This window comes from Pseudomonas sp. QL9, assembly GCF_041409665.1.
Lineage (GTDB): Bacteria > Pseudomonadota > Gammaproteobacteria > Pseudomonadales > Pseudomonadaceae > Pseudomonas > Pseudomonas knackmussii.
Map to the genome: position 1 here is coordinate 51541 of NZ_CP166971.1, position 23453 is coordinate 74993.

The following is a 23453-nucleotide window of genomic DNA, read 5'->3' on the forward strand; positions in this document are numbered from 1 at the left end:
GTGATGGATGGCAATGTCTCCCCGCGGACGATTCGTCGGTCTCGCCGCCAGCGGCTACGCGCTGGCTTCCCTGGCCTGGATCTACTGCTCGGATCGTCTGCTCGCCGACCTGGCCAGCACCCAGGCGATGGTCTGGCTGTCCATGGCCAAGGGCGGCTTCTTCGTCATCCTCACCACCGCCCTTCTCATCTATGCGCTGAACACAGTGCCGCCGGCGGCGACCAGCATCACCGATAGCGCCCCCTTTGCCGACGCATCGCAGCGCGGTCTGCTGCAACGCTCCGCCAGCTACCTGTTCGCCGCCCTGGTGACCCTCGCCATGCTGCTGGTGCACCACAGCCTGGCCGGACTTCTCGACCACCACACGCTACCGGTCCTGCTGCTCCTGCCCATAGTCGTCAGTGCCTGGCTGGGCGGTTTCGGCCCCGGCACGCTGGCCACCCTGCTGGCCGGTCTTGGCCTGGACTACCTCGCCCTGCCACCGCTGAACAGCCTGCGGATCGATAGCGACCATGACCTGCTGCAATTCACCGTCCTCTGCATCAGCGGCCTGGCCATCAGCCTGCTCAGCCACCTGCGCCTGCGCACCCAGCGCCACCTGAACGCACAGCGCCAGCTGCTCGACGCAGTGGTCACCGGCACTACCGACGCCATCTTCGTCAAGGACCGCGACGGCCGCTACCAACTGGCCAACCGCGCCTTCGCCGAGCTGCTGCGGGTCACCCCGGAGGAAATGCTCGGCAACGATGACAGCCTGCTGTTCTCCGACAAGCAGGCGCGCCAACTGCGCGAGGAAGACCTGGCCCTGATGCGCGAGGCGCGCACTCACAGTTGGGAGAAGAGCCTGACCATCCGCGATGGCCGCGTCCTCGACTTCCTGGTCACCAAAGGGCCGATCTACGACGCTGCCGGCCAGGTCCGCGGCGTGTTCGGCATCGCCCACGACATCACCGCTCGCAAGCGCACCGAGGAAGCCCTGCAGCGCAGCGAGACCGCCATGCGCATGGCCCAGCGCCTGGCCAACGTCGGCAACTGGGAGTGGGACGCCGCAAGCGACCGCCAGCTGTGGTCGGAGCAGACCTACCGCATCTTCGGCCTGCCCACCGACCAGCCTCCGCCGCCGTTCTCCGAACTGCGCCACTGGTTCGGCGAGAAGGACTGGACATTGATCGAGGAGGCCGCGAGCAAGGCCCTCTCGCAGGGCGAAGACTTTGCCGTCGATGCCGAGTTGCGCGACCAGGCCGGTGTACAGCACTGGGTATCGGTGCGTGGCTATGGCCGCCGCGGCAGCGACGGCAAGGTTCGCCAGCTCTATGGCGCGCTGCAGGACATCACCGAGCGCAAGCTCGCCGAACTGGCGCTGCACCAGGCGGCAATGGTCTTCGACAGCAGCCACCAGGGCATCATCGTGGTCGATCCGCAGATGCGCATCAGCCGGGTCAACCCGGCTTTCACCCGGATCACCGGCTACACCGCCGAGGAAGTCGTCGGCCAGCGGCCCAACGTGCTTTCCTCCGGCCTGCATGACCCCGCCTTCTACAGCGAGCTGTACGCAAGCCTCGCGCGCGACGGCTATTGGAGCGGCGAAGTGTGGAACCGCCGCAAGTCCGGCGAGACCTATCCGGAAATGCTCTCGATCAGCGTCGCCCGCGACGACCAGGGCCAGCCGCTGCACTACATAGGCGTGTTCAGCGACCTCACGCAGATCAAGAGCCAGGCCGACCAGCTCGACCGCATGGCCCACTTCGACCCGCTCACCGGCCTGCCCAACCGCCGCCTGCTCGGCGACCGCCTCGACCAGGCCATCGCCCGCAGCCTGCGCTCGTCGCACTCACTGGCGGTGTGCTACCTGGACATCGACGACTTCAAGTCCATCAACCAGCAAGGCGGTACGGCCCTGGGCGACAGCCTGCTGGTAACGGTCGGCGACAACCTCAAGCATGTGCTGCGCAGCGAGGACACCCTGGCGCGCCTGGGCGACGACGAGTTCGTGGTGCTGCTGACCGAGATCGAGTCGGTGGAGGACTGCTCGTCCTCCCTCGACCGCATGCTCGCCGCCATCAACGCACCCATCGCCACCGAAGCCGGTGAGTTCCGCCTCTCGGCCAGCATCGGCGTGTGCATCTACCCCGACGACGACGTCGATGCCGGCCTGCTGCTGCGCCACGCCGACCAGGCCATGTGCCTGGCCAAGGCCGCCGGGAAGAACCGCTACCACCTGTTCGACCCGGACAGCGACCGCAAGGCGCACGCCCGGCGCAAGCTGCTCGACCGCGCACGCAGCGGCCTGGAGGCCGGCGAGTTCGTCCTCCACTACCAACCCAAGGTCGACCTCGACAACGCCGCGCTGGTCGGCGTCGAGGCACTGGTGCGCTGGGCCAACCCCGACCAGGGCCTGCTGATGCCTGGCCTGTTCCTGCCGGCGCTGCAGGGCAGCCCGCTGGACATGCACCTCGGCGAATGGGTGATCCGCACGGCCCTGGCCCAGGCCGAAGCCTGGCGCCTCGAGGGAAAGCCGGTAGCGATCAGCGTCAACGTCAGCGCCTGCCACCTGCTCGACCAGCATTTCCCGGAGTGGCTGGGCGGCTGCCTGGCGCGCTACCCCGACCTGCCGCCGGCAAGCCTGGAGCTGGAAATCCTCGAAAGCGTCGCCATCGACGACATGGCCCGCGCCATCCAGGTGCTGCGCCAGTGCCGCAAGCTGGGCGTGCATTTCGCCCTCGACGACTTCGGCACCGGCTACTCCTCGCTGACCTACCTGCGCCAGCTGCCGGTGGACACCCTAAAGATCGACCAGACCTTCGTCCGCGACATGCTCCACGACGGCGACGACCTGGGCATCGTCGAAGGCGTGATCCGCCTGGCCGAAACCTTCGACCGGGAGGTGGTCGCCGAGGGCGTGGAAACCCTCGAGCACGCCCGCCAGCTGCGACGCATGGGCTGCCGTTTCGGCCAAGGCTACGGCATCGGCCGGCCGATGCCGGCGCAGGAGCTGCCGATCTGGCTGGAAAGCTGGCGCCAGCAGAGCCCGGCGCTGCACCTGGAGGCCAGCGGGCAGCAAAGCTGAGTCGAGCGCGCGGGCCATCCATCCCGCGCGGATTGCCATTCGGCGCTCTGGCTGATATCTGTATAAAAATACAGCCTTTGCCTTCAGACATGTCCGCCCTTTCCGACCCGCGTTTCTATTACCTCGCCAACTTCCACCGGGCCATTGCCTGGCTGGAGGAGCGTTACGACGACCTGTTCGACGCCGATGAACGTCGATTCCTCGCCGAATTCCAGCAAATGCCCCTGGAAAGCCGGGCCTTGCTGGTACGGCTGGTCATGCGCAAGGGCCCGCACTTCCGTGCCAGCAAGCTGGACTACGCCGAGATCGGCTGCCCGCGCGCTGCCGCCGCGCCGCTGCTGGAGGCCGGCTGGCTGGACGGTCGCGCCGCACTAGGCCTGGAGGAGTTGTTCGGCCTGTTGCGCAAGGACGAGATCCTCGACTGCTTCGGTGCGCGCCTGTCCAGCCGCCAGTTGCGCAAGCCGGAGCTGCTTGCCGAGCTCGCCGAGCAGGAGGCCGAGCCACGCCCCTTCGCCGACTGGTGCCCGCAGCTGGACGACCCGGTCTACAGCCTGGCCATCGGCGAGCGCATCGAGCGCCTGCGCCTGATGTTCTTCGGCAACCTGCGCCAGGACTGGAGCGAATTCGTCCTCGCCGACCTCGGCATCATGCGTTACGAAAGCGTACCGCTGACCCGCGAATCCCGGGGGTTCGCCAGCCGCGAGGAGATCGACGGGCACCTTTTCCTGCAACGTTGCCGCGAAGCCTTCGAGCTGGGCGCCGATGCGGCAACGCTGCTTCCGCTGATCGCCGCGCTCGACTGCTCGACCGCCAGCCTGGAGCGCCGGCGCGGGCGCCTGCTGTATCACATCGGCCAGCAGCTGGAACGCGAAGCCGACTGGGAGGGTGCGCTGCCCGTCTACGCCGCCAGCGGCCACTCAGCCGCGCGGCAACGCCAGGTGCGCGTGCTGGAACGCCTGGAGCGGCATGCCGATGCCTATGAACTGGCCGTGCAGGCCGAAGCCGAGCCGCAGGACGCCGCCGAGGCCCAACTGATCGAGCGCGCCCTGGTCCGCCTGCGCCGCCAGCTCGGCCTGGCCCAGCCTGCGAAAACCAAGGCCGCGCCGCCCGCGCGCATCGATCTGGAACTGGAGCCAGTGCCCGGCCTGAGCGTCGAACAGTGCGTGCAACTGCACCTGCAACGTCCCGATGCCCCGGTGCATTACGTGGAGAACACGCTGATCTGCAGCCTGTTCGGCCTGCTCTGCTGGGACGTGGTCTTCGCGCCCCTGCCCGGCGCCTTCTTCCACCCCTTCCACAGCGGGCCGGCGGACCTCTTCGACAGCCGCTTCCGCGCCCGCCGTGCGGAACTGTTCGCGGAGCGCCTGGCGCTGCTCGACAGCGATGCCTACGCCGACGAGATACGCCGCATCCACCGCGCGAAACAGGGCCTGCAGTCGCCCTTCGTCTATTGGGAGCTGCTCGACGAGAACCTGCTGGAACAAGCCCTGGCCTGCCTGCCGGCGGCGCACCTGAAGGCCTGGTTCGAGCGCCTGCTGCAGGACCTGCAGGCCAACCGCGCCGGGATGCCCGACCTGATCCAGTTCTACCCCGCCGAAGGCCGCTACCGGATGATCGAGGTGAAAGGCCCCGGCGACCGCCTGCAGGACAACCAGAAACGCTGGCTGGCCTTCTGCGCCGAGCACGGCATGCCGGTGGAGGTCTGCTACGTGACCTGGGCTGGCGCGGACGACTTAGCATGAACTACCAGGTCGCCGTGCGCGCGCTGTGCGAATTCACCGCCAAGGTCGGCGACCTCGACCTGCGCTTCACCCCCTCGCCCACCGCCCAGGAAGGCATGGCCGGGCACGCCACCGTGGTCGGCAGGCGCGGCCCCGGCTACTGCGCCGAACTACCGCTGGCCGGCGCCTACCGCAACCTGGTGGTGCGCGGCCGCGCCGACGGCTATGACCCGGCGCGCAACTGCCTGGAAGAGATCAAGACCCATCGCGGCGACATCGCTCGTATTCCCGACAACCACCGCCAGCTGCACTGGGCCCAGGTGAAGGTCTACGGCTGGCTGCTCTGCGCCCTGCAGGACCTGGAGGAGATCGACCTGGCGGTGGTCTACTTCAACGTCATGACGCAGAAGGAGACGGTGTTCCAGGAAAGCTTCACGGCTGACGAGTTGCACGCCTTCTTCGAGCTGCAGTGCCAGCGCTTCATCGTCTGGGCCGAACGCGAGATGGCCCACCGCGAGGCGCGCGACCAGGCCCTGGAGACGCTGCAATTCCCCTGGCCGCAGTTCCGCCACGGCCAGCGCCAGCTCGCCGAGGCCGTGTATCGCGCCGCCCGCGACGGTCGCCACCTGATGGCGCAGGCCACCACCGGCATCGGCAAGACCCTCGGCACCCTCTTCCCCCAGCTCAAGGCCATGCCGGGCCAGGGCCTGGACCGGCTGTTCTTCCTCAGCGCCAAGACCCCCGGCCGGCGCCTGGCGCTGGAAGCCCTGGCCAGCCTGCGCCAGGACGACCCGCACTTGCCGCTGCGGGTGCTCGAACACGTGGCGCGCGACAAGGCCTGCGAACACCCGGACAAAGCCTGCCACGGCGATTCCTGCCCGCTCGCCAAGGGCTTCTACGACCGCCTGCCGGCCGCGCGCCAGGCCGCCCTGGACAGTGCCTGGCTGGACCAGGCGCGGGTCCGCGAAGTGGCCCGCGAGCACGCCATCTGCCCCTACTACCTGAGCCAGGAGCTGAGCCGTTGGGCCGACCTGGTGGTCTGCGACTACAACTACTACTTCGACATGAGCGCCCTGCTCTACGCGCTCACCGCGCTCAACGAGTGGAAAGTGGCGCTGCTGGTGGACGAGGCGCACAACCTGGTCGAGCGCGGCCGCAAGATGTACACGGCCGAGCTCGACCAGGCCGACTTCCAGGACCTGCGCCGCGTCGCCCCGACCAAGCTGAAAGGCGCACTGGAGCGCGTCGGCCGCCACTGGAACCAGCTGCACCGCGACCAGGAAGTGGAATACCAGGTCTACCCGCTGGCACCCGAGCTGTTCATCCTCGCGCTGCAGAAGGCGGTGACCGCGATCACCGACCACCTCAGCGAGCAACCCGACGGTAACAGCCTCGAACTGCTGAGCTTCTACCTCGATTCCATGGCCTTCTGCCGCCTGGCCGAGGCCTTTGGCGAGCATTCGATCTTCGACATCACCCGCCGCGAGAGCGAAAGCGGCCGGGTCTACTCGACCCTCTGCCTGCGCAACGTGATCCCGGCGCCCTTCCTCGCCCCGCGCTTCGAGGAGGCGCACAGCTGCACGCTGTTCTCCGCCACCCTGACCCCGGCTCACTACTATCGCGACCTGCTCGGGCTGCCGCAGGACAGCGCCTGGCTCGACGTCGAGTCGCCGTTCCGCGCCGAACAGCTCAGCGTGCAGGCGGTGCGCAACCTCTCCACCCGCTACCAGCACCGCGCGCAGTCGGTGCGACCGATCTGCGAGCTGATGGCACGGCAGTACCGCGAACGGCCGGGCAACTACCTGGCCTTCTTCAGCAGCTACGCCTACCTGGAGCAGGTGCGCGAGCGCTTCGTCCGCGACGAGCCGGACGTGCCGGTCTGGGTTCAGGCGCGCAATATGGACGAGACGGCGCGCGAGGGCTTTCTCGAACAATTCCAGGAAGGCGGTCGCGGCATCGGTTTCGCCGTGCTCGGCGGCGCCTTCGGCGAAGGCATCGACCTGCCGGGCGAGCGCCTGATCGGCGCCTTCGTCGCCACCCTCGGACTGCCCCAGGTCAACCCGGTGAACGAGGAAATCCGCCAGCGCATGCACAGCCAGTTCGGCGACGGCTACGACTACACCTATCTCTACCCCGGCCTGCAGAAAGTGGTGCAGGCCGCCGGCCGGGTGATCCGCACCCAGCAGGACCAGGGCGTGGTCTGGTTGATCGACGACCGCTTCGGCCAGGGCGCGGTACGCCAGCTGCTGCCGCGCTGGTGGAAGGTCGAGAACTGCCGCCTGGCCTTGCCGCCGCCGGAGGCCGAACCGGTCTCGCGGTCGACGACCTCCCAGGCGCCCAAGAGGCCAAGCCGTGAGCGCCCGCGTCCCGAGCAGCGCCAGGGCGAACTGGGCTTCGACGAAGGTTGAGGCGGATCAGTCTTCGATCGGCCTCCGCGTGCAACAATCTGGCTACCTGCTATATGCGATGAAGGCTCTGATTTAGTTGTCAGGCCATTCGCCCGGGCACCCGTCCGGCGAACCCAATCGCAATGGGCCCGTCCGCCATGCTGTTCCGCCGCCCCCATGTCATTCTCTACATCAGCCTGGCCCTGGCCGTGGCGATCTCGGCACTGACCGCCGCAGTCATCCTGCAGATGCGCCAGGACGCCCTGGCAATCGCGCGTGACAGCGGCCACAACATCGCCTTGCTGGTCGAGCGCGACCTCAAGCACAACATCGATGCCTACGACCTGGCTTTGAACACGGTGCTCCACGCCTATCGCGAACCGAGCGTGCTGGCGCTGCCGGCGACGGTGCGCAACGCGCTACTGCAGGACTACGTGGCGACCACCAAGGGCATGGGCTCGATCTTTCTCACCGACGAAAACGGCAAGGTCATCTTCCAGTTCGGCAAACGCATGCCGCAGCCGGCCAGCCTTGCGCTGAACGAGCTCTTCGCCAGCCAGCGCATCGCCGGCGACGATGCGTTGCACATCAGCCAGCCGTTCCTGCCGCTGGTCGAGGGGGCCCAGCGCAGCATCGCCGTCAGCCGCCGCCTGACCTCATCCGACGGCAGTTTCGCCGGGGTGGTGGCGGCGACCCTGGAACTGGACTACCTGCGCGAACAGTTCAGCGGGTTGTCCCTGGGCAAAGGTGGCGAGGTCACCTTGCGCATGCTCGACGGCACGCCCCTGGTGCGCTGGCCGGTGCTCGACACGCCCATTCCCGACGACCGCGACACGCCTGCGTTCAGCCGTTTCCTGCTGTCCAGCCGCGGCGACTTCATCGAGACATCGCACGTCGATGGCCAGCAAAGCTGGTACAGCTTTCGCCGCGTCGGCAACTACCCGCTGGTGTTCAGCGTCGCCCTGCCGGAGCAGCAAATCTTTCTGCGCTGGCGGCTGCGCGCCTGGACCATTGGCCTTTTGGCCGCCGGGCTGGACCTCGCCATCATCGGCCTGGCGCTACTCGCCGCACGCCAGATGCGCAAGCGCACGGCGCTGGTCAGCGAATTGCGCGAGGAAGCCCACACCGACGCGCTCACCGGCCTGAACAACCGCCGCGCCTTCGACCGCCGGGCCGCCGAAGAGTGGTCACGCACGCAGCGCAGCGGCGAGCCGCTGGCCCTGCTGATGCTCGATATCGACATGTTCAAGGCCTACAACGACCACTACGGCCACCCACAGGGCGACGTGGCCCTGCGGCTAGTGGCACAGACCATAGGTGGCCTGGCGCGACGCCCCAGCGACTTCGCCGCCCGCTACGGTGGCGAGGAGTTCGTGGTCCTGCTGGGCGACAGCGACCTGGCCAAGGCCCTGGCGCTCGGCGAGCAGATCCGCGCCGCCGTACAGGCCCGCAGCCTGCCCCACGAACGCGGCCCGCTGGGCATCCTGACGCTGAGCGTGGGCGTAGCCAGCACCTCCGAATGCTCCGCAGGGAGTCTGGAAGAACTGCTGGAAGCGGCGGATGGGGCGCTCTATCGGGCCAAGTCCGAAGGTCGCAACCGCGTCGCCAGCTACAGCGCAGGCGCGGTCGCAGCCCACTAGGGCGTGCGCGGCGCCTGGCGCTCTGCCACCGCGCGCAAGGTGCGCAGGGTGTCCAGCGGCGCATCCACCACGAAGCTGTTGGCCAGCCAGGACGGCACGCTGCCGCCGGGTTCGGCGCGCATCTGGTAGGTCACCCGGGTGCGCCCGTCGGGCAGCGGCGCCAGTTGCCAGATACCGGCCAGCATGGGCACGCGGATCTGCCCCGGCACCGGCGGCAGGTAGTCCGGCACTGCCTGGATACGGCGCAACAGGCCGCCGTCGTCGCTGTGCTGAGTCGTCACCCGCAGCACCATGTCGCGCGGCTGCGTCGGCCACGGCAGCTCGGTGCGCATGTAGAGCCAGACGTCATCGCCGCTGGCCTTGAGCAGGCGCAGCTCGGCGCAGGCATACAGCCATTTGCAGGCGACCCGCAGGTTCTCTTGCAGGTCGACCAGGGTCTGCACGTTGGCGCGGATATCGACCACCCCGCGATAGCTCTGGTACTGCGAGCCGGGCACCGGACTCAGGTAGACGCGGATGCCGTCCTCTTCACGGGACAGGCGCCAGCGCTCCTGCGCACTCACCTGCCCTCCTGCTGCACAGAGCAGCAGGAGCGCCACCAGCAGCCGTTTCATGCCCCACCGCCCGTCCCCAGGCGTTCGCGCAGGCCGGCCGCCATGGATTGCAGGGCCTGGGCCGGGCTATGGCCGATCAGCAGGTAGGCGTGCCGGGCATCCTTCCAGTAGACCAGGTTCATGCCTTCGCGACGCTCCTGCTCCAGGGCCGCCGGCTGCCCGTCGCCGCGGGTGATGCACAGCGCCATGGGGCCGTAGCGCTCGTCCAGGTAGGTCAGCTGGGCGATGGGCACGCCGTCGTACTCGAGGATCTGCGCGCGGCGCAGGCTGGCTCCGTCCAGGTCCAGCGCCGGCGCCGGCAGGGCCAGGTCCAGGCGCGCGCCGACCGCGTTGAGCTGCGCCTGGCGGGTATCCAGGTCGCCCGGCAAATGGTCGAGGGTCTGCACCGTGTACAGCGACATGTAGTCGGCCACGCGCTGGCGCCAACTGGCCGATTCGTCGTGTGTCTGTACGGCCAGGCCGCCGAGCAGCAGGTGGTCGAGGGCCATGCCCAGCACCAGGCAGGCGGCAGCCGCCAGCGCCAGGCCACGGCGGCCGATACCGCGCGGCGCCGGCTCCGCCGGTGGCAGGGCAGCCAGTCCGGCGCCCAGGCGCTCCATGGGAGCCTGCTGCAGCAATTGGTCGAAGGCTTCGGCCAGCCCCCGGTCGCCCTGGCACAGGAGGTCGAAGCGCTGGGCCAGTTCGGCGTCTTCAGCGAGTTTCAGCTCGATCTCGCGGGCCTGGGCGAAGTCCAGCTCGCCATCGATGAAGGCCACCAGGGTTTCGTCGGACACCCGCGGGTGATTGTCACGTTCGCTCATCGCGGACCTCCCCTGGCAAGCTCCGCGTCTTCTGCCGCGGCATCCGCCAGTTTCAAGCGCGCCGCCGCCAGGCGGCTCATCACGGTGCCGATGGGCACCCCGAGAATCTGCGCCACCTCGCGGTAGCTCAGCCCCTCGATGTAGGCGAGGAACAGCGTCTCGCGCTGCGCCTCGGGCAGTTCCGCCACGCGCCGCAGGACCTGCCCGGCAAGCACTTCGGCCTGGGCCTGGCGCTCGCCGTCGACGACCAGTTCGCCCTCGGCATCGACCACCCCGAAGCCGCTGCGCACCCGCCGTGCGCGCACTTCGTTCAGCCAGATCGAGCGCAGGATGGTGAACAGCCAGCGGTCCAGCCGGCTCCCCGCGGTGAATTGCGCGGCGCGCTCCAGGGCGCGCACGCAGGTGGCCTGCACCAGGTCGTCAGCGACGTGCGTCTGCCGCGACAGGACCATGGCGTAGCGCCACAGGCGCGCCAGGTGCTGGCCAATCTCGGTGCGGATATCCGCTGGCTGTGCGATGGTTGCCTCCGCGATGCTGCGCAGCCGCCTGCTCGGCGGCGCGGGTGGATGACGCTCGGTCGCGGCAGCCGGGGCCCGCGGATGCTCCCATGGCGAAGGCCGCAGGGGCTGGGGGAACTCTCTCATAGCTGCCGTGACTGATCGATGGCCTCGGCCAGATCACGATACTCCTCGCAACCGGTGCCGCAGATGCCGCGGATGCTCTGCAGCTGCTCGCGGGCCAGGTCCAGGCGACCCTTGGTCACGTAGGCTTCGCCGAGGTACTCGCGCACCTTGGCGTAATGCGGATCCAGGCGTACCGATTGCTGATAGTAGCCGATGCCTTCGTCGACGCGACCGAGCTTGCGCGTGGCGTAGCCGCGGTAGTTGAGCGCCTCGGGGGTGTTCGGCTGGCGCAGGGTGTCGAGCAGCGCCAGGGCTTCCTGGTAACGGCCGGCCTTGGCCAGGCGATAGGCATATTCGGCGCGGTCGGCGTCCGGCAGGCGGCTGCTGGTCTGGTCCAGGCAGCGCTGCTCGGCGGAGTCGCGCACCTGGCCGGCCGGGCAATCGGGGGCAAGCTTGTTCTTGTTGTCGTCGTCACTGCCGCCGCCACTGGCCGAAACCGGCCCAGCGTGGAGGGCGGCGCCGAGGCAGGCCAGCAACAGCAACGAAGGAAAACGCAGGAAAGGACGCGGGCTCATCACGGTATCTCCGGGCAGTGGCGGGATCGCTAGCAATGAACACCGCAGCGAGGCGGATTATTCGCTGCCGAAGCGAGTTTTTTCGTCCGCTCGCTCCGGCACTCGGCGCAGCCTCAGCCCAGCAGCTCCGGCTCGACCATGTCGGACTCGAAGCTCAGCCAGCCGCCCTTGGGGTCGGCCTGGCCGTCGACGATCGGACCGTAGTAGGCCAGGCCGTTGTCCAGGGTCACGCAGACGTGGGTGGCTTCTTCCGGCGCCGCCAGCTGGCCGTTGAAGCTCAGCTCGAAGACGCCCGGCGACAGGGTGCGCAGGCCGACATCGATGGCGGGATTGTCGACGGCCTCGGTTTCACGCCCCCAATGCTCGGCGCTGACGGTCACGGTGGCGGTGTATCGGGGCATGGAGGGCTCCAGGGAAGAGAAAAACGGGCCGCCAATCTGCCCGCCGGCGGCGCTGCTGGCAAGTCCCGCTCAGGCCCCCGGCGGTGGCACGCGGAAACGCAGGCGCAGATGCGGCCAGTGCGGTGGCTCGTCGATCAGCGCCGGCCGCGCATCCACCGGCAGCAGCTCAGTCCAGAACGCCAGCGCCCGGCGGTTCGCCGGCAACACGCTCAACGCCCAGTCGCCCGGATGCGCGGCGAACAGCGCGCGCACCGCCGCCCGGCCGACACCCTGCCGACGAAAGGCGGCGGCGACATAGAACTCGGCCATTTCGAAACGGCCCTCCTCGTCCAGCCAGCGCACCAGGGCAAAGCCGGCCAGCGCGCCGTCGGCGCGGATCAGGTAGGGAAAGCGGCCGGCCTCGACCCAATACAGCGCCAGGTACGGATAGGCCAGCATGCCCACGCCCAGCTCGCGCAGGTAGACCGGCAGCATGGCAGCCAGCAGCGGCTCTTCTTCGGGCGCGGCAAGCCGCACCTCGACCCGGATACTTGCGCTCACGGCCCGCCTCGCCCCGTCACCTGTGTTCCCTGACGTTAGCCGATCGCCGCAGCCGCCACCGCGCCGGGAGGCTCAGAGCGCCTCGATGCGATTGCGCCCGTTCTGCTTGGCCCGGTACAGCGCCATGTCGCTGCGGGAAAGCACGGCTTCCACCGAGGTGTCGTCGGCGCTCATGGCGGCTACGCCGATGCTGATGGTCAGCGGGATGCGCTCACCGTCCAGAACCAGCGGCGACTCGTCCAGTTGCTGCTGCAGGCGCTGGGCAAAGGTGATGGCGCTTTCGCGGTCGGCATCGCTCAGGACCACCGCGAACTCCTCGCCGCCCATGCGCCCGGCGCTGTCATTGCGCCGGATGATGCCGGCCAGGATGGTCGCGAAGTGGCGCAGCGCGTGGTCGCCCACCGCATGGCCCCAGCGGTCGTTGATCGCCTTGAAGTGGTCGAGGTCGCACATCAGGATCGCCGCGCTGCGCTCGCTGGCGCGCTGCACCCGGGCCAGCTCCGACTCCAGGTGGAGCATGAAGCAGCGGCGGTTGGGCAGTTGCGTGAGGAAGTCGGTGGTGGCGAACACCTGCAGCTCGGCTTCGATGCGCTTGCGCTCGGTGACGTCGGTGATGAAGCCGTGCCAGATCACCCCGCCATCGGGCTGGCGGCTGGGGTGCGCGCTGCCCTGGCGCCACTGCACGCCCTGCCCCGGCAGTTGCACGCGGTACTCCAGCGACCAGGGCACCAGGTCCTTGGCCGAGGCCTCGAGCGAGGCCTGGTAGCGAGGCAGGTCCTCGGGGTGGATGAGCGCGCGGATGCGTTCGGCGGGCACCTCGGCCATCTGCTCCGGGCTCAGGCCGAAGATCTCCTGGCTGCCCGCGCTGACATAGGGGAAGCGTGCCGTACCGTCGGGCTTGCGCTGGAACTGGAAGACCATCCCGGGGATTTCGTTGGTCAGGTTGGTCAGCAGCTCGATCCCCTGGCGCAGCCGCTCGGACATCTCGCGCAGGGCGGTGATGTCGGTGGTGGTGCCGATCATGCGCAGCGCACGGCCTGATGGATCGCGCTCGACCACCTTGCCGCGGCTGGACACCCACATATAGCTGCCGTCCTTGCGGCGGATTCGGTGTTCCACCTCGTAGAGCGGCGTGCGCTGCTCGAAATGCGCCAGGATGGTGGCCCGCACGTAGCCGAGGTCGTCCGGGTGGATACGCGTGTAGCTTTCGTCGACGCTGTCGCCGACCTCCGTCTCGTCGTAGCCCAGCAGCGCCTTCCAGCCGGTGGAGTAATGGATCTTGCCGCTGGGCACGTCGCGATCCCAGAGGCCGGTGCCGCTGCCATCCAGGGCCAGCGCCATGCGCCGTTCGCTTTCGCGCAGGCGCGCCTCGACGCGATCCTGGCTGAGGATGGCCATGGCCAGCGCGGCGAATTCGCCCAGGGCTTCCTGTTGCGGCGCATCGAATTCGCGCAATTGCTCGTCGAACAGGTGCAGTACGCCCAGCGCTTCCCCCTGCGGGTCGAGCAAGGGCTGCATCAGGTGCAGGCGCAGGCGCTTCGCCAGCCCGCGCCAACGCCGGTCGCTGCGCAGGTCGCGCACTTGCGCAAGGCCCGAGGCACAAGCCAGGTCGCCGTCCAGGCTGCACAGGCAATCGACCTCTGCAGCGGCCAGGCCAACGCTGCCGCACAACTGCGCCGATGCCGCGCCCGTACGGGTCACCGCCGCCGCGCTTACCGCGAAATGGCGCAACGCCAGGCGCAACAGGCCTGCATAGCGTGGCTCTCCGGCGCTCTCCGACGCCCTTTCAGCACCTACCGACTGCATCTGCACACCGCTCGCTAAGGCACAAGGGGAGCTGTCCTAGGAATATTCGGACAATTGCTCGCAATCTAACCATAATGGCAATCTGGCGTCATCGCTGGCCATCGGTAATTCTCCCCACGTCATCGCCCGCTGCCTGGCGGCCAGAGACCGCAGGCGACGGCGCCCTGATGCAGGATTGATACGCTGGTCTAGCCTGATCCGACAGACACTTCGTTCAGATGTGCGCGCGGAGCGAGGGAATGCCCGAAGACACTCAGCCTTTCGACACGATCATCCTGATCGTCGATGACCAGGTCAGCGACATCCAACTGCTCGGCGAGGCCGCCAAGGGGCTGGGTGTCATCCATTTCGCCAGCAATGGCTGGCAGGCCCTGGAGATGGCCCGGCGGCTGCGCCCGGACGTCATCCTGCTGGACATCGAGATGCCCGACATGGACGGCTTCGAGGTCTGCCAGGCGCTGATGGCCGACCCCAAGCTGTGCGATGCCGCGGTCATCTTCGTCACCGCCTACAACCAGGTTTCCCACGAACTGCGTGCCCTGCAGCTGGGCGGCGTGGACTTCATCTCCAAGCCGCTGAACCTGCCGGTCGCCCGCGCGCGCATCCGCACCCACACGCGGCTGCGGCGGATGGCGAAGATCCTCGCCAACCAGGACCCGCTGACCAACCTGCCGAACCGCCTGCTGCTCACCGACCGCCTGGCCCAGGCCATCGAGTCCGCGCGACGCAGCGGCCAGCGCGTCGGCCTGCTGCTGCTCGACCTGGACAACTTCAAGGCGGTCAACGACGGCGAAGGTCACGCCATCGGCGACGCCATCCTGCAGGAAACCGCGCGCCGGCTGACCGAGCACTCGCGGACGATGGACACCGTGTGCCGGCCCGGCGGCGACGAGTTCGTCATCCTCCTGCCGGAGGTGCAGGGCTTCGAGGCCGTCGGCGATTACGCCGAGCGCCTGCAGGCGCTGATCGGCGAACCCTACGTCGTGCGCAACAACAGCTATCACCTCTCGGCCAGCATCGGCATCAGCCTCTACCCCGACGACAGCCAGGACCCGGAGTCGCTCTACCGGCACGCCGACAGCGCCATGTACCAGGCGAAAACCTCCGGGCGAAACGGTTACTGCTTCTTCTCCTCGGACATCGAGCAGCGCATGCGCGCCCGCCACCTGCTCGACCGCAACATGCGCCTGGCCCTGGAGCTGGGCGTGTTCGAGGTGTTCTACCAGGCCAAGGTCGCCGCCGCTGACCAGCACATCGTCGGCGTCGAGGCGCTGATCCGCTGGCGCAACGGCGAAGGCCGGCTGATCCCGCCCGCGGAGTTCATTCCGCTGGCCGAGGAAACCGGGCTGATCGTGCCCATCGGCCAGCAGATCCTCCTGCGCGCCTGCCAGGACACGCGGCGCTGGAACGACGCCGGCCACGACCTGCGGGTCAGCGTGAACATCTCCGCCGTGCAGTTCCGCGACGAGCGCTTCGTCGCCCAGGTCGCCGACATCCTCGCGCAGACCGGCGTGCAGCCGCAGCGAGTGGAGCTGGAGATCACCGAAGGCGTGCTCGCCAGCGACAGCCTGGGCTCGCGCCAGACCCTGGCCGCCCTGCGCGAACTGGGCGTGCGCATCGCCATCGACGATTTCGGCACCGGCTATTCCAGCCTGGCCTACCTCAAGCGTTTCCCGGTGGATGTACTGAAGATCGACCAGAGCTTCGTCCGCGACATGCTCCACGACCACAGCGACGCCGCCATCATCGAGGCCATCGTCATGCTCGGCGAGGCCCTCGACCTGGAACTGGTGGCCGAGGGGGTGGAAACCCGGGCGCAGGAGCAGGCCCTGCTCGCCCTCGGCTGCGACGTCATGCAGGGCTATCTGTACTGCCGGCCGATTCCCTGCGAGGCGATGACCGAACTGTTGCTCACCGGCCTGCCGCACTGAAGCGGCGCCAGCTGCCTTCGCTCCCCCTGATCAGGAAAGTACCGGGTGAAAACGACGACGCCAGGCAATCTGAAATTCAACCGCTGGGCCTGGGCGGCCCTGGCCCTGGGCGTGTTCTGCTCCGCTCTGGGCGCCGTGCTGTTGCAGCACAGCAACCAGCAGCAGGCCGCCAGCGCCGTGGCGCAGGAGGCGCAACGCCTGGCCGACACCGTGCTGAGCCGCATCGCGTTGTACCAGTACGGGTTGCGCGGCGCGCGTGGCGCGGTGCTCACCGCCGGCGAGGACGGCATCAGCCGCGCACTGTTCCTGCGCTACAGCCGGACTCGCGACCTCACGCGCGAGTTCGTCGGCGCCCGGGGCTTCGGCTTCATCCGCCGGGTGCCGCACGAGCGCGAGGAAAGCTTCCTGCGCCAGGCCCGCGAAGACGGCGCACCGGACTTCGCCATCCGCGAGCTGAGCGCCAATCCGGGCGAACGCTACGTCATCCAGTACATCGAGCCGCAAGCCTCGAACCTGCAGGCGGTGGGCCTGGACATCGCCTCCGACGACAGTCGCCGGCAGGCCGCAGTGGCCGCCATGCGCAGCGGCGAGGCACGCCTGACCGCGCCGATCACGCTGGTCCAGGCCACGGGCGAATCCCTGCAGTCGTTCCTCTTCCTGATGCCGATCTACCGGGGCGGCGTGACGCCAGCGAGCGTCGACGAGCGCGAACGCCAATTGTTCGGCTGGAGCTACGCGCCGCTGCTGATGAGCGAAGTGCTCGCCAACCTGCTGCCCAGCAGCGAAGACGTGTATTTCCAGCTCAGTGACATCACCGAAGGCGCCCCGGTGCGCACCTTCTTCACCGGCAGCGACGATGCCAAGGCGCCACGCCTGTTCAACCAGGTGCTGCAGCGCGAGGTGTTCGGCCGGCACTGGCAGATCGAATTCGGCGCCCACCCGGCATTCGTCCAGCGCCTGCACCAGGTATCGCCGCTGCTGGCCTTCGCCCTCGGCAGCCTCGCCAGCCTGCTGCTCGCCGCCCTGCTCGGCGCGGTCTCGGTGAGCCGCCGGCGCCGCCACAACATCGTCGAGCAGCAGGCGCGCCTGGCCGCCATCGTCGAATCCTCGAACGACGCCATCATCGGCACCGACCTGCGCGGCGAGATCAGCACCTGGAACGCCGGTGCCGAAAAGCTCTTCGGCTACAGCGCCGAACAGGCCGTCGGCCGCTCCATCGCGCAGCTACTGGTGCCCCAGGAAGCCGCCGAGGAGGAAAGCCGCATCCTCGCCGTGGTCGCCCGTGGCGAAAGCGTCCAAAGCTTCGATACCCAGCGTTTGCACCAGGACGGCCGGCGGATCGACGTTTCGGTCAGCGTGGCGCCGATCCGCGGGCGCAAGGGCAACGTCGTCGGCGCCTCCAAGACCCTGCGCGACATCACTGCCAAGAAGGCTGCCGAGGCGCGCATCCACGAACTCAACAGCAACCTCGAACAGCAGGTGGCGGCGCGTACTGCCGAGCTGCACGAGTCGAACCTGCTGCTGAGCAACGTGCTGCGCTCGGCTTCCGAGCTGTCGATCATCGCCACCGACGTGCAGGGCAACATCCGCATCTTCAACCACGGAGCGGAGCGTCTGCTCGGCTACAGCGCCGACGAGATGGTCGGCCGGCACACGCCCAGGAAACTGCACGTCGAAGAGGAGCTGGAACTGCGCGCCGCGCAACTGAGCCGTGAGCTCGACGAGTCGGTCGAGGGCTTCCACGTGCTTTCCCGCCCGGCCGAGCGCGACGGCGCCGAAGTGCGCGAGTGGACCTATGTGCGCAAGGATGGCTCGCGCGTGCCGGTGAACCTGATGGTCACGGCGATCCGCGACGACCAGGGCAGCCTCACCGGCTACCTCGGCATCGCCACCGACATCACCGAGCGCAAGGCCGCCGAGGAGCGCCTCAAGTCGGCCCGCGACCAGCTGGCGCTGGCCGCCGAAGTGGCCAACCTGGGCATCTGGAGCTGGGACCTGGCCGACGACTCGCTGCAGTGGAACGAACACATGTTCGCCCTCTACGAACAGTCGCCGCGCCTGGCCGGCGCCGGCCTGAACTTCGAGCACTGGCGCGAGCGCCTGCACCCGCAGGATCGCCAGGCCACCCTCGACAGCCTGCGGGCGGCCGTCGAAGGCAGCGGCGCCTACGTGCCGACCTTCCGCCTCGTCCTGCCCAGCGGACGGGTGCGCTACGTCCAGGCCGGCGCGCGGGTCGAACGCGCGGCCGACGGCACGCCGCTGCGCGTCACCGGGATCAACCTCGACATCACCCACGAGCGCGAGATGCAGGCCACGCTGCGCCTGGCCAAGGAGCAGGCCGACGCCGCCAACGCGGCCAAGTCGTCGTTCCTCGCCAACATGAGCCACGAGATCCGCACGCCGATGAACGCCGTGCTGGGCATGCTCTACCTGACCCAGCAGACCCACCTCGATACCCGCCAGCGCGACTACGTCGACAAGGCGCACTCCGCCGCCACCTCGTTGCTCGGCCTGCTCAACGACATCCTGGACTACTCCAAGATCGAGGCCGGCAAGCTGCAGCTGGACCTGCACCCCTTCGAGCCGGAAACCCTGCTGCGCGACCTCGCCGTGGTGCTCTCGGGCAACCTCGGCGACAAGGACGTCGAGGTGCTCTTCGACATCGACCCGGCGCTGCCCGGCAGCTTGCTCGGCGACGCCCTGCGCCTGCAGCAGATCCTCATCAACCTTGCCGGCAACGCCATCAAGTTCACCGATAGCGGCCAGGTGGTGGTCAGCGTCCACCCGCTGCGCCGCGAAGGCGACTGCCTGCATCTGCGCATTGCCGTCAGCGACAGCGGTATCGGCATCAGCGAAGAACAGCTGCAGCGCATCTTCGAGAGCTTCACCCAGGCCGAAGCCTCCACCACCCGGCGCTTTGGCGGCACGGGCCTGGGGCTGTTCATCTGCCAGCGCCTGGTCGAGCTGATGGGTGGCAAGCTGCAGGTGGAGAGCCGCCTGGGCGTCGGCAGCCGGTTCTGGTTCGACCTGCCGCTGCCGGTCGTTGCCGAGACCGTGGCCAAAGCACCGGCCACGGCCCCGCAGCGCCCCCTGCGCCTGCTGGTGGCCGACGACAACGCCAGCGCCGGCGAAGTGCTGGTGCGCACCTGCGAAGCCCTCGGCTGGCGGGCCGACCTGGTCAGCGGCGGGCTGTATGCGGTGCTGCATTACCGCGAGGCACGGCGGCAGGGCATCGACTACGACGTGGTGCTGATGGACTGGCGCATGCCCGACCTCGACGGCCTGCAGGCTGCCCGGCAGATCCAGCGCGAGGCCAGCCCGCTGGCGCCGCCGACCATCATCATGATCACCGCCTACGGCCGCGAAGTGCTGGCCAACGAGCAGGACGGGCCGAGCGCGCCCTTCATGGACTTCCTGACCAAGCCGGTGACGCCACGGCAACTGGCCGACTCGGTGCGCCAGGTGCTCGGCGAGCTGCCCGCGCCCGCCGCCCCTGCCCCGCGGGAGAAGCCGCGGCGGCTGGCCGGACGGCGCCTGCTGGTGGTGGAGGACAACGCGCTGAACCGCCAGGTCGCCGCCGAGCTGCTGGCCAGCGAAGGCGCCACCGTTCTGCTGGCCGAGGACGGGTTGGCCGGGGTGAGCCAGGTCTGCGCCGTCGCCACGCCGCCGGATGCGGTGCTGATGGACATGCAGATGCCCGGCATCGACGGCCTGGAAGCGACCCGGCGGATCCGCGCGGACGGCCGCTTCGCCGAGCTGCCGATCCTCGCCATGACCGCCAACGCCTCCCAGGCCGACCGCCAGGCCTGCCTCGACGCCGGGATGAACGACCACATCGCCAAGCCGATCGACAAGGAACAGCTGGTGCGCTGCCTGCTCGCCCAGCTTGGCGCGCCGGCAATCCCCGGCGAACTGCGCGTGGCATCCAGCACCACCGGCCTGGTGGAAAGCCGCGAAGCGATCCTCGACCGCTTCGGCGGCGACGAGCAGCTTGTCGTGCGGGTGCTGCGCACCTTCGAGCCGGAAATGGAAAAGCTCCTCGCGCGCTTGGAACAGCAGCAGCTGGCCGGCGACGCGGAAACCCTCGGCGGCACCCTGCACACGCTCAAGGGCAGCGCCGGCACCATGGGCGCCCGCGTGCTCGGCGAGCGCGCCGCGGCGCTGGAGGCCGAACTGCTGCAACGCGCCACCGAAGATCCGCGCGCCAACCTGGAGCCGCAATGCATCCAGGAACTGCGCCAGTTGCTCGGCAGCAGCGTGCTCGAGTTGCAGGGGCAGTTCAGCCCCCCCGATCCCTTCGCGACGCCAGGCGAGCGCCCGGCGTTGAGCCGGCCGCAGGCGCGCCAGCGGCTCGACGAAGTCCTCATGCTGCTGGAGGCCGGCAACCTCGAAGCCGTCGCCCGTTTCGACGCCCTGGCGCGCCACCAGCACCCCTGGCCGAAGCACTTCAAGCGCCTGCACGAGCGCATCCAGTCGCTCGACTTCGGCAGCGCGCTGCGGATCGGCCGGGAAATGTTCGAGGAACTCTGAAACCGCCGTACCAAGGCGGTTCGGCCGGCTGGACGCTGGCCGACCGCCTCCCTACACTGGCCCTTGGCCATAACTCGGGCAACGCACTTCTCCATGACCGTCCTTGAAACCCCTGCCCGCCCCCGCACCGGCCAGATCCCCGACGACCAGCGAGCGGCCTTCGCCGCCTACGTCCTGCAGCACTATCGTGGCTTCCTGCTGGCGATCAACTTCATCGCCATGGCGGCGTACGACTCCTACGTGTTCGCCGACGCGCTGCTGATCCCGGACATGGCGCTGACCTCCCTGCTGCTGCGCGGCGGGCTCAGCCTGGTCGGCCTGCTGAACATCTTCCTGGTGTTCCGCTACAGCCGCAGCGTGCTGCTGATGGACATGCTGATGCCGCTGCACGACATCGTCTCGACGGTGGCCTGGTTCGAGTTGCTCAAGCGCAGCGCCTCGCCGGACGTGCCGACCTTCCTCTACGCCTCGGTGGTGTTCATCCTGCTCGGCAACCTGGGCGTGCGCTATTCGTTCCGCGGCATCCTGGCCTGCTCGCTGGTGATCTCGGCGATCATTCTCTACAACGTCTCGCTGATCCATGCCGGCGACCCCAAGGCGTTGCTGGTGTTCACCCTGGTCTACCTGCCGGTGGCGCTGTTCAGCCTGTTCATCAGCTGGACCAACATCCGCGGCGTGCGCCAGGCCTTCCTCGCCGATCTCGAAGGCAGCCGCCAGCGCAGCGAGCTGGCGGCGCTGAACCTGCGCCTGCAGGAACTGGCCGCCACCGACGCCCTGACCCAGGTCGGCAACCGCCGCGCCCTGGACCTGCAACTGGAGCAGAACTGGCGGCAGGCGCGGCAGAACGGCCGGCCGTTCGCCCTGCTGCTGGCCGACATCGACTACTTCAAGCCGTTCAACGACCACTACGGCCACCCGGCCGGCGACCAGTGCCTGTGCGAGGTCGCCAGCTGCATGGCCGATACCCTGCGCAACGGCCAGGCGCAGATTTTCCGCTACGGCGGCGAGGAATTCGTGGTGATGCTGCAGGTCACCAGCCGCGAGGAGTTGCAGCGCATCGCCGAGCGCCTGCGCGAGCGCGTTTCCTCGCTGTCCATCGAGCACCTGTATCGACCGGACGCGCTGCGCCACCTGACCATCAGCCTGGGCGGCGCGCTCTCCTCCAGCGAAGGGCTACAGCAGCCGGCCGACCTGCTGGCCTGCTGCGACCACCTGCTCTACCGGGCCAAGCAACAAGGCCGTAACCAGACCTGCCTGGCACCGGCCTGAGGCGCCGGCAACTCAGCCCCGCGCCGCGAGAAAGCGCGCCACCGCCGCCAGCACCGTTTCCGGCTGCTCGCGATGCGGCACGTGGTGAAGCTCCGGCAGGATCAGCATTTCGGCATCCGCTGCCAGCTCGGCAATCAGCTGCGGATGGCGCGACGAGCCGTACTCGTCCTCGCTGCCGTGCAGGACCAGCAACGGGCACTCCAGCTGCGGCAAACCTGCCGCCAGCATCCAGGGCGCGAAGGCATCCGACAGCCAGGTCTCGGCCCAGGCCGCCAGCACCCAGGCCGCCTTGTCGCCGTGGTAGCGGACGAGCCGATCCAGCTGCCCCGGCTTGGCAAATTCATCGCGCGCCTGGGCAATGCCGTCGCGCGTGCGCTGCTCGACGAAAGCCTGTGCCGACTCGGTAACGAGCGCCTGGCAACGCTGCGTGAAAAGCGCGGCGCAGTGCGCGGCCATGGCGCCGCCGACGCTGTGACCGAAGGCGATGAAGTCGTCGATGCCCAACTGCTCGCACAGCAGCGGGAAGAACTGCGCCGCCTCCTCGCCGATGAAGCGGGTCGACAGTAGGCCGGGATGTGCATCCGAGCGGCCGAAGCCCAGGCGGTCGTAGGCGATCACCGTGCGCCCGGTGGCGGCGGCGAGCCGTTCGGGAAAGTCGCGCCAGAGTTCGACGCACCCCAGGGAATCGTGGAACAGCACGATGGGCGCCGCCACGGCATTCGCGCCTGGCCAGCGCCGGGCGAACAGGCGGCCGCCGGGTGTGGCGATCCACTGGTCTTGCGGTCGAAGGCTGTCGGTCATGCGGGCTCCCCTGCGAATCGGCCACTCGGCGGCGCGGCCCGGCGATGCGCCGGCGAGGCCGAGGGCGGAACTATACTTGCATCAGCCCACTGAATGCGCAGGACGCGCCATCTTTACACAGGCGATTCGCATGTCCTTCGCATCGCTGGCATGGCCGTAAGCCCGGCGCTCGAAGCCGCTATCGACGGTACGGCGGGATGTGCGAATCCACTCCCGAGGATCGATCATGAATCGCCTGCTGCGCGACCTGCGCGAGTACCACCACGACGTCGGCATCCACATCAATCGAATCAAAGGCCTGCTCGGCGCCCTCAAGGATGCGTCCTGCACCGACGCCGACTGCAAGCAGCTGTTTCGCCAGCTCGATGCGCTGCACGGCGTCCCCGAGATGCTGCACCACGAGAACGAAGAGCTGATCCGCCGCGCCCTGCTGCGCACCGATGCGCCTATCCACCCGCGGGTGAAGGATATCGAGCGCGATCACCTGGCCTTCGAACGCATCGCCACGCAGCTGCGTGCATTGGAAGGCTCCGGCCACAGCCCACGGGAGATCGCGGCGATCGTCGAAGACTTCCTCGGCAAGTATTTCGACCACATGGATGGCGAGGAGAACATCTTCTTCCCGATGGCCGAAGAATGGCTGTCCGACGAGCAATGGGAAGAAGTCAGGCACCTCTGGCGATACTGAGGGCCGAAGCGAACACGCCCCGGAACGGCGAAACCCGTCCGGGGCGTGGCTTGCGATAAC

General features: G+C 68.6%; 16 protein-coding genes. 8 read left to right on the forward strand and 8 right to left on the reverse strand.

Annotated elements, in window-relative coordinates:
* Positions 1-7 precede the first annotated feature (7 nt).
* The 4 genes from ACA097_RS00290 to ACA097_RS00305 all read left to right on the forward strand — a co-directional run bounded on the left by ACA097_RS00290 (position 8) and on the right by ACA097_RS00305 (position 8815).
* Complete coding sequence (locus ACA097_RS00290) at positions 8-3067, forward strand: EAL domain-containing protein (RefSeq protein ID WP_371367672.1); 3060 nt, start codon at positions 8-10, stop codon at positions 3065-3067.
* 89 nt (positions 3068-3156) lie between these two features.
* The gene (locus ACA097_RS00295) at positions 3157-4809 is read left to right on the forward strand and encodes a VRR-NUC domain-containing protein (RefSeq protein WP_371367674.1); all 1653 of its coding nucleotides are present in this window, start codon (positions 3157-3159) and stop codon (positions 4807-4809) included.
* Entirely contained in the window at positions 4806-7196 is a 2391-nt protein-coding gene (locus ACA097_RS00300) for an ATP-dependent DNA helicase (RefSeq protein WP_371367676.1), read from the forward strand. The genes ACA097_RS00295 and ACA097_RS00300 overlap by 4 nt, the downstream gene beginning before the upstream one ends.
* Positions 7197-7318: 122 nt before the next feature.
* Complete coding sequence (locus ACA097_RS00305; protein WP_371367678.1) at positions 7319-8815, forward strand: diguanylate cyclase; 1497 nt, start codon at positions 7319-7321, stop codon at positions 8813-8815.
* Here the strand turns inward: ACA097_RS00305 and ACA097_RS00310 are convergent.
* From ACA097_RS00310 to ACA097_RS00340, 7 genes are all read right to left on the reverse strand, one after another.
* Positions 8812-9429 (reverse strand): START domain-containing protein, encoded by a 618-nt coding sequence (locus ACA097_RS00310; RefSeq protein WP_160286996.1) that lies wholly within the window; start codon positions 9427-9429, stop codon positions 8812-8814. The two genes, ACA097_RS00305 and ACA097_RS00310, sit on opposite strands and share 4 nt — an antisense overlap.
* On the reverse strand, positions 9426-10229 hold the full coding sequence (locus ACA097_RS00315) for a transcriptional regulator (protein WP_160286995.1): 804 nt from the start codon (positions 10227-10229) through the stop codon (positions 9426-9428). The genes ACA097_RS00310 and ACA097_RS00315 overlap by 4 nt, the downstream gene beginning before the upstream one ends.
* The gene (locus tag ACA097_RS00320) at positions 10226-10717 is read right to left on the reverse strand and encodes an RNA polymerase sigma factor (protein WP_371370588.1); all 492 of its coding nucleotides are present in this window, start codon (positions 10715-10717) and stop codon (positions 10226-10228) included. Before ACA097_RS00320 ends, ACA097_RS00315 begins: the two co-directional genes overlap by 4 nt.
* A gap of 152 nt (positions 10718-10869) precedes the next feature.
* Positions 10870-11427: a tetratricopeptide repeat protein gene (locus tag ACA097_RS00325; RefSeq protein ID WP_043252100.1), complete on the reverse strand. Its 558-nt coding sequence runs from the start codon at positions 11425-11427 to the stop codon at positions 10870-10872.
* Positions 11428-11540: 113 nt separating this feature from the next.
* A complete protein-coding gene (locus ACA097_RS00330; RefSeq protein WP_160286992.1) occupies positions 11541-11828 on the reverse strand; it encodes a hypothetical protein in 288 nt (95 codons plus the stop codon).
* Between the two features lie 69 nt (positions 11829-11897).
* A complete protein-coding gene (locus ACA097_RS00335) occupies positions 11898-12368 on the reverse strand; it encodes a GNAT family N-acetyltransferase (RefSeq protein WP_371367681.1) in 471 nt (156 codons plus the stop codon).
* 72 nt (positions 12369-12440) lie between these two features.
* Positions 12441-14174, reverse strand: coding sequence for a diguanylate cyclase (locus ACA097_RS00340; RefSeq protein ID WP_371367683.1), 1734 nt, complete (start codon positions 14172-14174; stop codon positions 12441-12443).
* A gap of 239 nt (positions 14175-14413) precedes the next feature.
* Between ACA097_RS00340 and ACA097_RS00345 the strand changes: the two genes are divergently transcribed.
* From ACA097_RS00345 to ACA097_RS00355, 3 genes are all read left to right on the forward strand, one after another.
* Complete coding sequence (locus tag ACA097_RS00345; RefSeq protein ID WP_371367685.1) at positions 14414-16105, forward strand: EAL domain-containing protein; 1692 nt, start codon at positions 14414-14416, stop codon at positions 16103-16105.
* Positions 16106-16150: 45 nt separating this feature from the next.
* Positions 16151-20635, forward strand: a complete 4485-nt coding sequence (locus ACA097_RS00350; protein ID WP_371367687.1) for a PAS domain S-box protein — start codon at positions 16151-16153, stop codon at positions 20633-20635.
* Positions 20636-20728: 93 nt separating this feature from the next.
* Complete coding sequence (locus tag ACA097_RS00355) at positions 20729-21904, forward strand: GGDEF domain-containing protein (RefSeq protein ID WP_371367689.1); 1176 nt, start codon at positions 20729-20731, stop codon at positions 21902-21904.
* Between the two features lie 12 nt (positions 21905-21916).
* On the opposite strand, the gene ACA097_RS00360 is transcribed toward ACA097_RS00355, so the two are convergent.
* Positions 21917-22705 (reverse strand): alpha/beta fold hydrolase, encoded by a 789-nt coding sequence (locus ACA097_RS00360; RefSeq protein WP_371367691.1) that lies wholly within the window; start codon positions 22703-22705, stop codon positions 21917-21919.
* Positions 22706-22931: 226 nt separating this feature from the next.
* Here ACA097_RS00360 and ACA097_RS00365 point away from each other — a divergent pair, with 226 nt between their 5' ends.
* Positions 22932-23393, forward strand: a complete 462-nt coding sequence (locus ACA097_RS00365) for a hemerythrin domain-containing protein (protein ID WP_371367693.1) — start codon at positions 22932-22934, stop codon at positions 23391-23393.
* The last annotated feature ends 60 nt before the right edge of the window (positions 23394-23453 follow it).